General features: G+C 42.2%; 2 protein-coding genes. Both read left to right on the top strand.

What is annotated here, in order from left to right; genetic code table 11:
• On the top strand, nucleotides 1-2,217 hold the full coding sequence (locus tag ACHFIY_RS02835) for a glycoside hydrolase family 3 C-terminal domain-containing protein (RefSeq protein ID WP_410844538.1): 2,217 nt from the start codon (nucleotides 1-3) through the stop codon (nucleotides 2,215-2,217).
• Nucleotides 2,218-3,534: 1,317 nt separating this feature from the next.
• On the top strand, nucleotides 3,535-17,241 hold the full coding sequence (locus tag ACHFIY_RS02830) for a T9SS type A sorting domain-containing protein (protein ID WP_410844537.1): 13,707 nt from the start codon (nucleotides 3,535-3,537) through the stop codon (nucleotides 17,239-17,241).
• The last annotated feature ends 101 nt before the right edge of the window (nucleotides 17,242-17,342 follow it).

Raw genomic sequence — 17,342 nt, 5'->3', positions numbered from 1 at the left:
ATGACACATTTGAAGGTTGCCTGTTTGGCATTACTAGTAATGTTTTTAAGTTATCGTCCTATTTATGCACAGAATGACAGTGCTAAAAGCAAATTGTACCGCTTTCAGGATGCTTCATTTGCATTTGAAGAAAGGGCTAAAGATTTAGTGAGCCAACTGACGCTTGAAGAAAAATTAGCATTAATGCAAAACAATGCAAAGCCAGTGGATAGGCTGGGCATACCTGCATATAATTGGTGGAACGAATGCCTGCATGGGGTGGCAAGAGATGGGGTGGCTACGGTGTTTCCACAGGCAATAGCTTTTGCAGCTACTTGGAACCCCGCGCTTGTGTACCGTGTGGCAGATGCCATTTCTACCGAGGCAAGAGCCAAGCATGAAGAACATATTCGTAAGGGGGAACGTAAAATTTACCAAGGGCTTACCATGTGGACGCCAAATATCAACATATTCCGGGACCCACGCTGGGGCAGGGGGCAAGAAACCTACGGAGAAGACCCATTCCTCACTGCCCGCACTGGTGTTGCCTTTGTAAAAGGGCTGCAAGGAAACGACCCTACCTATTTTAAAGTAATAGCAACTGCCAAGCATTATGCCGTGCATAGCGGCAGCGAATATAACCGCCATGTTTTTGATGCGGTGGTAAGCAAAGCAGATATGTTCGACACCTACCTGCCTGCTTTTGAAGCATTGGTAAAAGAAGGTAAAGTATATAGCGTGATGGGGGCTTACAATCGTATAAACGGCGTGCCAGCCTGTGCCAGCAACTTTTTGCTGGATACAGTGCTTCGCAAAAAATGGGGGTTTAAGGGGTATGTAGTATCCGATTGCGGGGCAATAGGTGATATTTACCAGCACCACCACTATGCCAAGTCGCAGCCAGAAGCATCGGCCTTGGCCGTGAAAGCAGGGTGCGACCTTACCTGTGGCGGCGAATACACTAGCATGATGAAAGCAGTAGAAAACGGTATTATTACAGAAAAAGAACTGGATGTTTCAGTAAACCGCCTGATGTTGGCCTTGTTTAAACTGGGTATGTTTGACGATAATGTGCTGGTGAAATATAAGCAGATACCTTATTCGGAAAACAATACCCCTGAACATGACGCATTGGCAAAACAAACGGCCTTGGAAAGCATGGTATTGCTGCAAAACAAAAGCAAGATACTACCGCTAAGTTTAAGTGGCAAGCAAGCCACAGTTGCGGTGGTAGGCCCTTTTGCCAACGACAAAGGGGTACTCAATGGCAATTACAATGGCACGCCTGCACTGCCAGTTACTTTTTTACAAGGCATTCAATCAAAACAGGGTTCATCAGCAACTATTATCACAAATAACTTTATCAAAAAGCCTGAACTAGTATATGCCAGTAAAGCGAATAAGGATGATAGCGTTGCTAAATTGGTAGAAGCGTGCAAGTCTGCCGATGTGGTTATTTTTTGTGGCGGTATTTCTTCAAGGGTTGAAGGCGAGGAAAGCAAGCTAGACATGAAGGGGTTTTATAAAGGGGACAGGACAAGCCTAGATTTGCCCGAAGTGCAGTTAGATGCATTGAAAGCCCTGAAAGCTGCCGGGAAAAAAGTGGTGCTGGTAACTACCAATGGCAGTGCATTGGCACTAAACTGGGAGAACGAAAACCTTGATGCAATAGTTGAAGCCTGGTATCCAGGGCAGCAGGGTGGTAATGCCTTGGCTGATATATTAACCGGGGCATATAACCCAACTGGTAGGCTGCCCATTACTTTTTACAAGACGGAAAAAGATTTGCCAGCATTTGAAGACTATGACATGAAAGGCAGGACGTATAGGTATTTTACAGGAAAACCGCTGTATCCTTTTGGTTATGGGCTTAGCTATTCGTCTTTTTCATATACCAATGCAAAACTTTCCCAAGTTGTTGCCACCGCAAAAGATTCTGTTTCCATTACAGTAAAAGTGAAGAATGTTTCAACAGTAGATGGTGGGAGCGTGGTTCAGCTTTATGCCACTGCAAAAAATATCCACGGGTTCCGCCCGGTAAAAGTATTAATTGGCTTTAAAAAAGCAGCCATCAAAGCGGGGAACACGGAAAAGGTTTCCATCAAGTTTGCAGTTGCCTCGCTAAGGCAATACGATGAAACAAAAAATGAGTATGTTGTTTATCCAGGCGATTATGCTATTGGCGTAGGGGAATCTTCTGGAGATATAAAGTTGGATACGCGGTTGAAAGTGAATTAATAGAATGTACCGAATGCGACCAATAAAGCCCCTTTTTAGGGGTTTTATTGCTTTCTGGCAATGATATAAGGATAGTAGGCCATGAACTAACTATTGCCTGTTTAGGCCGTGCTTTTTTGTTGATATTTTCTAGCGGTTGGTGTTTCACTAACAACTAGGGAAAATTTGAAACATAGTATTTTGTTGCTACAAGCAACACCAAAGGGCTTCGAGGCTACAAGCATCGTAGCGCAGATTTGGCTAGCTTTTGGCAACCTGAATTTAGTTTTTAGATGTTATTTCATTATAACTCATTGAAATGCAGTGCTTTTAAGTTTTTTAAGATGAGTGTTTTGTGAGTGAAATGTGAGTGTTTTTTGAGTGTTTTGTGAGTGATTTTTGAGTGTTTTGTGAGTGATTTATGAGTGATTTCCGCTGAAAAGTGAGTGATTTTTGGGTGTTTTTTTAGTACGGATGTAGTTCATAATAACGTTTTTTTTATGTTAAAAATGAACCCCCTATGGGCAGCGAGCTAAGGTTAGGCTAACCCAAAAAACCTCCGGGTTTGAAGTGGTTTTTTTTTGTTTTTTGGTTATTTATTTTTTTTCAATTTTCCTTTTTTGCATGTAACTCATTGATATTCAGTTTTTTTTTGTTTTTATAGCTTCATTTTTTATGATAATTTAAGTGAATTTTATGATTATATATTGATAATGGAATGATCGTTTTATTATATGAAACTGATAATTTATTGATAATACACTGATAAGATTTTGATGGTGGATTGTCATTTTGCTAAGCCAACTAACATCCGATGCAGGAGGCAAGGCCAAGATGCCACTAGTTGCTCCTTTAATGTAAAATTGGCATGAATAAGTATATAGGCCAAAATGAAAATCCTATATGGGGGAAATATGCCCCCATGAGCATCCCAAAATTCCCCCATATAGGATGCTTGCGGGGCAGCAAGAAAAAGCGAAATTTTGAAATGAGCGTATATTTAATCCGCTTCTATCTGCACGCCTGATACCCCTTTTTCGCCCAATTAACTAGCCAAACATAGATACCTTCACTTTTGCATTTCCACCACTGCAAACGTTGCCGAAACCCACTAGACCACCCGAAAACAAGTGAATTAGCGAAAAGGACAAGTGTTTGCAACATTTGGATAAGTAGCAACGTTAATAGCTAGGTACTTTTACATTCTAATTATTGCCTTTTATGAAACGATATGCTATGCCAGTGTTGCTACAGCGAGTATTGCCTAATGCAAGTGGCCAATTTGCCACGCTAACACAACAACATTTTTATTCCTCAACTTTACATATTTCTTGTTTTATGAAAAAGAATCTACCTTCTTTTGTTTTTAAGTTTATGTCAATAAAGATTATGCTAATGCTATTGGCATTGCTGGGTTCGGTTTTATTAGTTAGTAGTTCTGCTAAGGCTCAAACTTCTCCTGTATCAGGTGACTATCGGAATACAGCTGCTTCTGTATTTAGTACAGCAGCCAATTGGCAAACTTACAGTGGCGGCACTTGGGTAAGTGCTTCTGTGGCACCAAGCACCTCTGGTGTTAGTACAACCCAGACTACTGGTAGTGCATCTTCAACAACTTCTATTCCTTTAAGTGGATCTAACTCATTAATTTTCCAAGGAGAGTTTGTGTCAGGAACCAATATTACCGCTGGTACAATGGTATCAGCTATTTCAGGTACTTCCCTAACACTTTCCACAGCTCCGTCCGCATCAGTAACTTCTGGAACTACACTTACTTTTTCCTGGACTTATACGCAAGCGAGTAATTCTACTGGCGCAGCCAATGGCTACTCAGTCACAGTCCCAAATAGTATTGGTCTTGTTGTAGGGCAATACGTAACAGGTACAAACATTAGTTCCAATACAACTATTCAGGCAATCGCTAGCTTAAATTCTTCTAGTTCAACAACCATTACCCTATCCACTTCAATAGGTGCTACTGCTGTTAATGCACCCCTTACGTTCTATGCTGGTGGTATCAGTTCAAATCAGGTTATTTCATCAAATATTGTAACACTTGGCGCACAAAACTCGAATATTGTAGCAGGAATGATTGTGTCTGGTACAGGTATTTCTACTGGAACGACAATTCTTTCGGTAAATGCAGGAAGTGCGCCGAGTACTACTACTACTGCAACAGTTACAAGTAGTGCATCTATTAGTGTAACTTCAACTGTAGGCTTGTATCCTGGACAATCTGTTTCTGGTACAGGTGTTTCTGGTGGTACATACATTGCTACCATAACAAGTGGCACTGCTATTACAGTAAACCAAACTCAAGCAAGTATTTCATCCGGCACCACTCTAACATTTGGAACAAGCTATACCCTTACACTTTCCACAAAAGCTAGTGGCACGAGGGTAACTAATATGACCATCGGATGGTTTACCATTCCTAATATTTATCTCAACTTCAACGCAACTGTGGATGCCACCGGTGGTGCCACGATTGGCAATGTATGGGTAAACAATGCTTCAAATGTTTATTCTGGGGGTTCTACCAGTGTATCGCCAGTCAATTCAACATTGGGTATTGGTGCTACAGCAAGTGCTAGTGGTTATAATGTTTTTTTCGGTACTATTAATATTGCTGCAAGTTCCTCTTGTGTACAGTCTACTAATAGTTCTACAGCAACCAATACACTATACCTTAATGGTGGAAATGGTGGAAGTGTGATAGCAAATAACGGAACTTTCAATATGATAACAGGTAGTTCTGTTACTAATGTATTTTTTGCTACGGCAAATGTTAATAATAATGTTAGTACGTCAGTAACTGGAAATTCATGTGCATTTAATAATATCACAATGGGTATGGGTTTCACTGCTGGTAATGTGGTTGATATACAGACAGTTTTTACAATGAATACTGCAACTACAACACATACCCTTACTTTAACTGGTGGTACTTTAAAAATAAGTAGTGCATCCACTATTACCCCTTTTGGTAGTGCAGCAGGAACTATTGGTTCTAATAGTGTTGCTGCTGTGGCAACTATTTCAGTTTCAAATGTAAGTGGAAATAATGTTACTCTTACTTCAACAGCAGGATTGGCTATTGGTCAGTTTCTTACAGCTACAGCTGCTGCAATACCTGCGGTTACAAATGCTGCTTATTACATCAGTGCAATTTCTGGAAATGTAGTTACATTAAGTAGTGATGTTACTGCAACTACTGTTGCCGCAAATGGATTAACCACTTCAAACACAGTAACTTTTGGTACAGGACCCGCAACTGGGTTGTTTTTAAATAATACAAGTGCAATTGTTAATGGAGTTTCGCAAACTGCTACTAGCACCGCTCCATTGCTTATTAACTTAGGTTTTAACTTAAGAATTGCTAGTGGTACATTTAATTGGGGTACGGGATCTAGTAATCCAGTATTTATTACGCCAGTGCAAAGTGGCGGTGGCGGCCAGTTAAACCTAACTAGCGGTACGTTAAATATTTATGGCGGATATGGAATGGTTGCAAATGGCAGTAATAATGTGATTACTGGCGGAACTTTGAATATATTAAATGCACCATTTAATATTGCTTCAGGAGGTACTTACATGGTTAATGGCAATTACCCTTGTGCATTTGGGTTAAACTTCAATAATAACTTTTTCATGACGGGAGGTAATATCAATGTTCAAAATAGGAATACGGGTAATACCATTTCAGGTGATTTTATCTGGGGGTCAAGTAATGGTAATAATTATATTTCTGGCGGTACAATTACTATAAATACTGGCGGAGCAACCCAATACACCTATAATCAATCAACAGCCAATAAAATTCCTTGGGACCTAGTAATATCTGGAGTGGGTACTCTATTTCAGCCAACTACATACACTCCAAGTGCAACAACCTCTTTTACTATTGCAAATAGTTTAAAGGTGAATAGTGGGGCTACTTTTGACTTGGGACTTAATGCATTATCATTACCAAACAATACGTCATATACTGGCACAGGAACATTGCAAACTGAAAATACAAGTACTACACCATTTGGAGCTTTTACTGGCACTTTTACTGGTACAGTTGCTTTTAATGGAGGGTACCAAACAATACCTACAACTTGTAGCTACACTAACCTTAGTGTTGGTGGTGCAAAAAGTACAGGTACAACTATAACTGGTGCTACTCCACTTTTAACTACTGCCACTTATCTAAATATTGGAAGTTCATCGGTTACGGGAATTTTACCCGGTATGGCAATTACAGGCACAGCTAGTGTAGCTGCAAATGCTACAGTTGTAAATGTAGCCCCACAAGTAGTTGCTTCAGCAAGTTCTAGCATTTCATGGAGTAATGTAACCAATACAAATAGGATTACTTTTACTTCTCCAGCTGCTGTACCAGCTGGTATTGCTTTAGGAATGGTTGTAACGCAATCGGGTGGTACTGGCTTTCCTGCAGGTACAGTTTATGTATCTGGGATTACTGGAACTTATATAACACTTTCTACGGCTGTTACAGCTACTCAAGCTACAGGTACTTCAATAACTTTAACGTTTGCTGGGGTGATACAAATGAGTGCAAATGCAAGTGCATTAACTACTACTAATTTATCTTTTACAGCTTCTAGCTTAACATTGGCAAGTGGAACAACCAGTGTAGCAGGTGTATTAAATGTGAATTACGCTGGTGCAATTGCTACTAATACTGTTACATCAAATATATTAAACTTAAATACGACTGCTCCAGTAAACAGTGTATTGACTAGCCAAATATTAAGTCCATTTACAGTAAATACCTTAACGGTTGCTGCTGCTGATACCTTAACTGTAGGTGCAGCATTGACCAACGGTACTACTACCATCAATGGTTCTTTAAAGGATAGTTTGGTTGGTAGTTTATCAACAGCTCCAACTTTTGCTGCAGGAACTACTTTGGTGTTAAACCCTACTTCAACTTATACTGTAAGTTCAACTGATAAATTTTGGCCTAGTGCTTCATTGCCTACCAATGTATATGCATTAACGGCTTTAAATATGAATACCCAAGCAAGAACAGTTGCTGGTACATTAATACAAGCAGCCAACATTACCTCTGCTGGTAGTTTAAAGCCAACAGGTACTGTACAAATAAATACTACTGGTATTACTACTGATGCTGCTTTTGCAGCGGGTAGTGGTTATAACTTAATATACAATACCAGCGGTAACAATACTACTAGCAATGAATGGACTACCACTGCTGGATTTGTAAAAGCGGTAACCATCAACTCAGGTTCGTTAGTAACGGCAGGTTCTGATTTGGCCTTAACAGGTAGCTGGAGTAATAGCGGAACATTTACACCCAATACCAATTTGGTTAATTTTACAGGTAGTTCAGCAGCCACCATCACTGGGGCAACCAGTTTTTATAAATTAACCAACAGTAATTCTGGCGGGTTAACGTTAAATAATGCAGTAACAGTTACCAACACACTCAACCTAAATGGCGGCATCATTACTACAGGCAGCAACGCATTAAGCGTTACCAATCCAGTTAATACTGCTGTTTCAGGTACTTTTTCTAATACCAATTATATTAAGGGCAATTTATCTTGGACATTGCCTGCCAGTAGTGCGGGCAACACGTTTACATTCCCAATTGGGGCTAGCAGTGGTGCTTATTATCCATTGGCAATTACCAGCCCTACTACTAGCACGGCTGGAACCACAGTAGCAACAGCAAATGCATTTCCAACAACTGGTTCAGGTGGTAGTGCTGATGGTACTAGCCTTACTGGTATCAGTAATGGAGAATATTGGTCTTTAGCTGCTTCTGTCGGCAATATTACAGGTGGCACTATAGCCTTAACGCGCACAGGTACGGTTGGTATATTTACTTTAGTGGGTACTAGTACTACATTGGCTGGCACCTATGCTGCCATTGGCAGTTCAGCAACTGTTGGTACCAATACCATTACCACCACTACAGCTATACCAACTATCTCGGCTGGCAATGCTAGCAATTATGTATATGGATATTTTACTGCAAACCCAGCAATTTCTGGGTATAGCATTGGTGGTAGTGCCACTTCTACGGGTTATTTTGGTCAAACATTAACCATTAATGGCAGTAATTTCGGTGCTACTGCTACTGTATCTTTCAATGGCGGTACTGCACAAGCTGCAACTGTGGTTAATTCATCACAAGTAACGGTAACAATACCTACTTCTGCTACAACTGGAGCTGTATCTATCACCACTAATTCCCAGACAACCCCTGGTGGTACATTAACTATTGCTGGTTACATTACTGCACAAGATGGCGACTGGAATACTTCCGCCACTTGGACAGGTGGTGCTATTCCTCCTGCAAGCACGGCCGCTACCATCAACCATATAGTAACTGTAAACAGTACTGTGAGCAATGCAGCATCTAGCGTATTAGTAAATACCAGTAAATCTTTAACTTTTGGTGCATCGGGCAGTTTAACTACCACAGCGGTTGTTAATACAGGTTCTATAGTTATGACTTCCGGCGGTACATTAACTATCGCAGCAGGCGGTAGCTTCAACAATACATCTGGCACGTTTACTTATGGCACTGGTACCATTGTATTAGCAGGCAATACTACCTTCACAGGCCTTAGCAATGTAAATAATTTGCAAGTGGCAGGGACTGTTGGCTTGTCTGGTGTAAGTATCAACGGAAGGCTTACCATCAACAGTGGGGCAAGTATATCCTCAGCGCCTACTTATACTTCAACAGCTACTTTATATTATAATACAACTAGCACCGTGGGTGCAGAGTGGGGTAGTGGCACTACGCTAGGTGCAGGCGTTCCACAGAACGTAACCGTTGCTGCTGGCACGGTAACTATGCCTACATCGGCAAGGTCTGCCCTAGGCAACATATTAATTAGCGGTGGCACATTTGCCATGAGTAGCACGGCAAGCGCAGATTTAAGCGTTTCTGGTAACTGGACAAACAGTGGCGGTACATTTACCCCTAATAGCAGGACAGTTAATTTCATTGGCGCAAACACTACTATCACAGGGCCTGAAACCTTTGATTATCTTGTGGTAAACAAAACAGCTACTAGCAATACCCTTACCCTTGCTTCTGCTATAACTATCAATCAAGACCTTACCCTTACACAAGGTATATTCGATTACAGCACATTTACCGCTACTTTGGCAGGTAACTTAGCTGTAGGCACAGGTACTATTGCTACTGCAAGTACAGGCAAAATTGCTATGACAGGTAATAAAAATATTCCTGCCATTACATTAGGTAACTTAGATATTAGCGGTAGTAGCAATACTGTTACAGCAACAGGCAACTTAACTTTTGTTTCGGGTGCAACATTAAATGTTGGTTCGGGCAATACATTTGATATGAATACTTTCACACTTGCTGTGGGTGCTACTTTCACCAATACTGGGGCTGGTACTATTGCTACCAAGGGTACTTATCCAAGTGGCAGAACATGGTCAAGCACTGGTACTATGTATTTTAATTCTTCTGCTGGGTTTTATGTAATTAACCCAGGAACTTACAATAATTTAGATGCTTCTGGGGGTGTGGGTACTGCTACAAGAAATTTAGATGCAGGTAGCGGAGTTGGAACTGGTACATTGACTATCAATGGTAATTTCATTTTTACTGGTTCATCTATTTCTACCAATAAAACAACTGTTGTATTTACAGGAGGTGCTAGCCAAACCATTCCTACTGGACTTACTTTTTATAATGTCACTTTTTCAACTGCGGGTACCACAGCACCTACTATTGGTAATGGTACTGCTACACAAACATTAACCATTAACAATACATTTAGCGCAGGTAATGTTACAACAGTTGGGGGTACTATTTTATTCACCAACCCGAACAACGGTGGCAGTGTTTTGCAGAGTGGCACACAGGTAATACCAGCCATTACCTATACCAACCTTACCTTAACGGGTTCAAGGGGTTATTTGAATGGGGTTTCGGCTACTACTACTAGTGGCTCTACTACGGTTACCAACATTGCGAACGGTACAACTGGCGTAACTGCTGGCGTTGCTATTACTGGTAGCAACATACCTGCTTCTACTACGATTACTGGTTTTACTGTAGGCCAAACTACCACGGCAGATATAAACCCTACTGATAATACTATTATTACCAATTGGCCAACCGCCACTACGCTTCCTGGTATAGGGTCAACCTTGCAATTATTAGCTGGAACCGATGTTACTTCCAGTGCGTTAAGGGTAACCGCCACTTATACTAACCAATCGCCTAGTGTTACCTCTTGGGTAGCAAGCACAAATCCTACTATTGTGGTAAGTTCTAATACAGGCTTAGTAGTAGGTATGTATGTTTCTGCCGTTTCTGGAGGCAGCAGCCCTACTGCTACTAGTTGCTATATTACTGGTATTTCTGGCAATAACATCACCTTAAGTGGTACAACTGGCGGTTCTGGAGCAACAAGCATCACGTTCTCGAGGACATTGGTTGTTGGTGCAAACGCTATACTAAGTACTGCTAACAACGGGAATAGTTTTGTTTTTTCTCCTATATTAACATTGTCTCAAGCTGCAACTGCTAGTGGCAACACTACATTAACCAGCACAAACTCGGCACTTACTTTCCAAGCGGGTACTATTAATGTTTCGGGTGCTTATGTAGATTCACATAGTGGTACTATAGGTACTTTGACCACCAACAGCACACCTATTACTTTAACAGGAGCTAGTAGCACATTAAATTGCTCTTCTACCGATACAGTTAGGTATCCAATCAGCATAGCAGGTGGCGCATCTGTAGCCATTAGTAATAGGCTTTTGATGGGTGGTACGCTTACAGTAACAGGCACGTTAAATATGGGTACAAATGCCCTGACCGGAGCGGTAGGTTTCGCAAATAGCACAACTGGTACTATCCAAACACAGTCTACCACTGCACCTATACCTGCTGGGCAAACGTGGGGTGGTACTATACAATATAATGGTACTACACAAAACCAGAATATAATGGCAGGTACCTACAATAACTTGGATATATCTGGTGGCACAACGGGTACGCGCACTTTTACCAACGGCGGTACATATAACATTGCAGGCAATTATACAGCCCCTACGGGTTCAGGTACTGTAACCACCACTGGCTCTACGGTTGTGTTTAATGGCTCTGTTGCACAAAGCATTACTAATGCAGCTACATTTAATAACCTTACTATTAATAAAGCGAATACAACTGCAGCGTTAACATTAAATTCCGCCGTTACAGTAGGTAGTGCAGGTGTACTTACCCTTACAAAAGGCAGGGTTTTAACAACTTCCTCCAATAGTTTAACAGTAAGTAATACTGCTGCAACTGCTATTTCTGGTGGAAGCAGCACAGCATATATTGACGGGCCATTGAGTCGCACTGTAGTAGCTGGTAGTGCAAATACCTATATTTTCCCTGTGGGCAACTATGTTTCTGGCGATAATTATTTCCCAGATACATTAACATCTATCGGTACTGCTGGTACTATTACAGTTACGGGTATTAAAACTAATACAGGTACTGCCGATGGAACAACGGTAACGTCTATTAGCAGTAACGAATACTGGTCAGTAAAATCTTCGGTAGCTAGCAATTCACTTACCATGGCATTTGTGCCAGCAACCTTAGGCAGCAATACTGTTTTGGCAAGTAGCACTACGGCAAATGGTACTTATTCATCTTTGGGCGGGGCCGTATCGGGTACAAGTATACAAGCAGCAGGTTTAGCAGTTGGTACTGCTAATGTTTACTATGCAGTGGGTGTAACTGCCACGCCACCTCCAACAATCACCTCAATAAGTTCTTGCATACCAAATATTACCGCTGGTAATTTTTATGCAAGGGATACTTTAACCATAACAGGTACTGGTTTTCAATCAAGCAGTGCTGTTACTGTAGGTGGTGTTTCAGCCACTTTGTTAGATATCACGGGTGTACCGACAGTGCTTAAAGTATTGGTGAGCGGCACAGCAAGCACCAATGCAGTTTATGTAAGCAATACTGGCGGTAGCGTTACCTACACGGGTGGTACTTTCTTGGCAGGTTTTGTAACAAGGAATGATGGGATATGGAGTACTGGTTCAACATGGCTAGGCGGCGTGGTACCTACATCCACCATTACGGCAACGGTAAATAATGTTGTAACGCTTGGCACTACTGTTAGCAGTATCAATAGCTTAACGATAAATTCAGGAGCTTCTATAACAACTAGTAATATAGGCATGAACTTTAATGCTGGTGCAACCATTACAAATAATGGCGCATTTGTAGGTACAAACGGCACGATTGCGATGGCTGGGGCTGCAACAATAGGAGGGGCAAATGCCATGGGTTTAAATAGTATTACCATTGCTGGTTTGCTTACACTGAACACAGCGCCTTCTATTAGTGGCAACTTGAGGATGAATAGCGGCGGTTCTGTTGCTGGCACAGGTTATCCTACTTATGGTTCATCTTCTGCTATACAATACAATACTGGTGGTTCAATAACACCTGGAACCGAATGGAAGTTCAACACTGTATCTGGTGCGGGAGTTCCTTATGGAATCACTATTGGTAATTTTACTGGTAGTACAATTGTTAGCTTTGGCGGTTCTGGAAACAATTACCAAATGCTGGGTAGCCTAACAATCAACTCTTCTAGTACAACTGGCAATGGATTGATACTAGGCTCTGCTAACGGTGGCGATTTGTATATTGCAGGAAGTATTTCTGCAACAGGTACTACTCAATATAATAATCCATCTGCTAATGGTGGAAGCGGCACGCCTGGTGGCTTTGATGGCAACGGAAGAAAAGTATTTTTTACCAGCAATGCTACGCAAACCGTAACAGGGCCTGCCACAGGCACTCCGTTAATTATTCCTTACATAGTATTTGGTAGTGGTGGGTCAAGTAATAATTTTACCCTTGGTTCTGATATTACCATAAGTGCGCCTGCAGGTGGAAATGCCATTTCTTCTGCTAACACAGACCAAACTACTGCGGGTGTAGTATCTGGCAATTATATCAACTTAAATGGTAAAAACTTTGTTATTGGTACGGCTGGGCAATCTGTTTCCGTTAGTTCTGGAAGCAGCATTGGTTCACCAATAAGCACAAATATTCTATACTTAAAAGACCAGTCGGCTACTAACACTGCCACAATAACCATTAATGGTAATGCTGGCAGTATTAATATTAATGCCGACAACAGTGGTGGATTTGGCGTTATTACAGGGCTTACTATCAACCATACGGGTGTTAAGCTTGTTTCTGGATTAACATTAAAAGGTGATTTAGCATTAACATCTGGCACATTTGCATTTGCACCAGTTGGGGCTACTGCTAGAACTTTGGCTATTACGGGCAATATCACAAGGACATCTGGAAACATAGATGCTTCCAATGCAAATGCTATCGTTTCTTTCAATGGTACTGTTCAACAAACAATTGCAGCTAGCACGTTTACAAACACGATAACCAACTTATATATTAATAATAGCACTTCCAACGGAGGCGTTACTTTAAGTCAGGCAGTTACTGTGGCAGGGCTGCGATTAAGCAATGGCATATTCGCTACAGGTTCTAATTTAACTATTGCCAATGCAACTACCATTATTATTGGTAGTGGAAGTGCTGCAACATCTGGCAGCCTAACAGGTACGCCTACCTTTACGGGTACTGTAAACCTGCAATACCAAGGAGGTACGGCAGCACGCAGCATCAGCACAGGGGCAGAAGTGCCTAACCCTGCAACTTACCCAACAGCGTTGAACAATTTGGTAACTGCTGGCACTAGCCTTTCGGTAGCATTAGCTTCTAATGCAACTGTAAATGGCACATTGACTATTACAGGTGGAGGTGTTGGTACGGGTGATACCTTAACCGTAAATAATGGTTCTACGCTTACTATAAAATCTGCAAGTTCTGTTTCTTCCAATAATGTGGTAATTGTAAACGGTACAATGGATTTTACAACTGCCGTATTTAGTGGGAATGGAACATTTACCGCTGCTTCGGGAAGTACATTGAAAACTGCCAATACAGGCGGTATAGCAACTTCTGCTGGTAGTACTGGTTCTCTAAAAACCTTGTCTTCTGCTGCTAATTACGAGTTCAATGGCACCGCAGCACAAGTAATAGGCGCATTCACTACTTCGCCTACTTCCAACACCGTTGCTAATTTAACGATTAATAATAGTGCAGGGGTTACGTTAAGCAATAACTTAACTGTTACTGGCCAATTAGCTCTTACCTCTGGCCTTCTGAAATTAAGTACATATAACCTTAATGTGGCTTCTGTAACCACAGGCAGCAGTAGCAATTATGTGGCTACTACAGGTACTGGTAAGTTTACTATCAATAGTGTAGGTAACACAGCTACTGATTTCCCAATAGGCACGGCTACAAGCTATGCTCCGTTGAAAATTACGAATACAACTGGTACATCAAATGTTTCAGCCGCAGTGCAATCTACCTTTACAAGTGCCCCGGTTGACCCTACCAAAGTTGTGAACCTACAATGGAGTGTAACAGGAAGTGCAGCAACAACTGCAAGTGTTGTTTTCCAATTTAACAATGCAGATAAAGCATCGGCATATACCATTGGCACCAACGACTTGGGTATATTTACAACAGGCACTAGTTATGCTATTAGTTCAGTAACTGCGGTTGGAAGCAATCCTTACACGGTTACTAAAGTAGGTATTGCCATACCTACTTCTGGTAATAATCTTTTCGTGATTGGTAATACTGGCGCAGTTGAATCACCATTAACAACATGGACAGGTACTTTCAACACAGCTTGGAACAATGATGCTAACTGGGATAATGGTACGCCAAGTGCTACCAACGATGCTGTAGTTCCAGTGGTTGCTAAAGCACCTGTTATAGCTTCTGCAAGTTTTGCAAAAAGCCTTACAATTGCAAGCGGCGCCAACATCGTAAATAACAGCACACTTAGCATAAATTCATCATTTACCAACAATGGCACTATTAGTGGTACGGGTACTACCATCCTAAGCGGCACATCTACCCAAACAATTAGTGGCATGGGTACGGTTGCTGGCCTTACCTTAAACAATAGTGCAGGTGCCACAGTTACCAGCGGCAGCAACAAGCTGAACATCACGGGCGTGTTGACCCTGCAAAGCGGCACTTTAATCACTAATAGCAACGTGGTGTTCAAATCGAACAGCATTGCCAGCAGTGGTACATTGGCCGCTGTAGGCACAGGCGGCAACAGTGGCAGCATCAGCGGCACGGTAACCGTGGAACGGTACATACCTAGCGGTTACCGCAGCTATCGCGACATCGCCCCAAGTGTGTACAACACATCCAACACCCTGTACAATACCTACCAAGAAAGCGGCAGCTATAGCAAGAGTGGCTATGGTATGTTCATCACGGGTGGCACAGGTGTTGCAGGCACAACCAGCACCCCCAACAGTATAGATGCGAACCACTTTGACGTGAGTGCCAATGGTGTGAAAACGGCCTATACCTACATAAATGGCAATTGGGCAACTGTTGCAAACACCAATGTGTTAGTAACGCCTTTCACGGGCTACAGGCTATTGATCAGGGGCGACAGGAGCTTCAACCTTTACGGTACAGGCATACCTAACACGCCATTGGGCTTGTTGATGTACAACGCCACAAGGCTGGAAGCAAGCGGCACTTTGGTTACGGGCAATGTTACTTATGACCCAACAGGCGTGAGCAACGCAGTTACGGGCAGTACCTACGCCAACAGCACTTATGGCTTGAACAACCTGACAGACAGCAGCTTCAACCTAGTTGCCAACCCTTATGTTTGCCCTGTTGACTGGCGCTTGCTTACTAAGGACAGCATAGAAGGGTACTATTATTACTTGGACCCAACCATTGGCGCAACAGGTGCCTATGTGGCGGGTAACTCATTGAGCAACCCTTACATACAAGCTGGCCAGGCCATCTTTATACAGAACAAGAAAGGCTACCCTAAATACCCAGTGATTGGTTTCACGGAAGCAGCCAAGGCGCCAGGCAACCAGACAGCAGTTTTCGGCATTGAAAGCAAACTGCCACTTGCTTTGCTTAGGGAAGAGTCAGCTGGCAGCGGCAAATACCACAAGATGGACATGGCTAGTATTGTATTTAGCGACAGTTACAGCAATGGCTACAATAGCAACGAGGATGCGCCTAAACTGGATAACAGCAGCGACAACCTGTCCATAAGGGAACTAAGCGCCACCAAGGCATTGAGCATCGATGGCAGGCGGCCAGCCACAACGGGCGATATTATCGCTATCCAGTTGGCACAAGTAGCCAAGGCCAATTACCAATTGCAAGTGGATGCTTCAAGCTACAACAGCAATGGCCTTACGCCTTATATATACGATGGCTATACCAAAACCTACACTGCACTTGAGAGCAGCCTGAACACCATTAGCTTTGCGGCAGACAACACGATTGCTGCCACTTATGCAAACAGGTTCAGGATTGTATTCAAACCAACAGTGCTGGCAGTGAACAGCATCACAGCGACTGCTTCGCTAAACAGTGGCAACATTTCAGCAACAGTAAGCTGGAAGACGGCAGGGGAGGATAAGGTAGCTGGATATACAGTAGAGAAATCAACCGATGGCACAGCATACACCGCAATAGGCACGGCAACAGCCAAGAACACGGCCACTGCGGCATACAGCTATGTGGACAACAGCGTAGCCAATGGTACCACTTACTACCGCATCAAGGCTACCAGTGCAGATGGTAGTGTTGGCTACAGCAATGTTACAACAGTAGTCAAAGGTGCAGTTATTAGTTACAGTTTGTATCCTAACCCTGTTATCAATAGCAAGCTAAACGTGAAATTGGAAAATGTAAATGCAGGCAAATACACCGTAAGCATGTACAACAGCCTTGGGCAGAAAGTGCATGAGGAAATGGTAAGCCACAGTGGCGGCACTGCGGCACATAGCCTAAGCATTACTGAAAAGCTGGCTAATGGGGTGTATAATGTAACTATTAGTTCTGTAAGTAGCAAGCAAGTGGTTTATAATACCAGTGTAACGGTACAGTAATATGATGAACTAAAAAATATAATCCTCCCTTGCCTGAAAATGGCTTGGGAGGATTATTTATGTGAATAGAACATAGTATAACACGCAATAGTTTTAACCTT

This window comes from Parasediminibacterium schistidii (assembly GCF_046546515.1).
Classification (GTDB): Bacteria; Bacteroidota; Bacteroidia; order Chitinophagales; family Chitinophagaceae; genus Parasediminibacterium.
This window is presented reverse-complemented; position numbering and strand designations above follow the sequence as displayed.

Coding starts and splice junctions, on each gene's coding strand:
- ACHFIY_RS02835 (WP_410844538.1), top strand. CDS start 1: ATGACACATTTGAAGGTTGCCTGTTTGGCATTACTAGTAATGTTTTTA.
- ACHFIY_RS02830 (WP_410844537.1), top strand. CDS start 3,535: ATGAAAAAGAATCTACCTTCTTTTGTTTTTAAGTTTATGTCAATAAAG.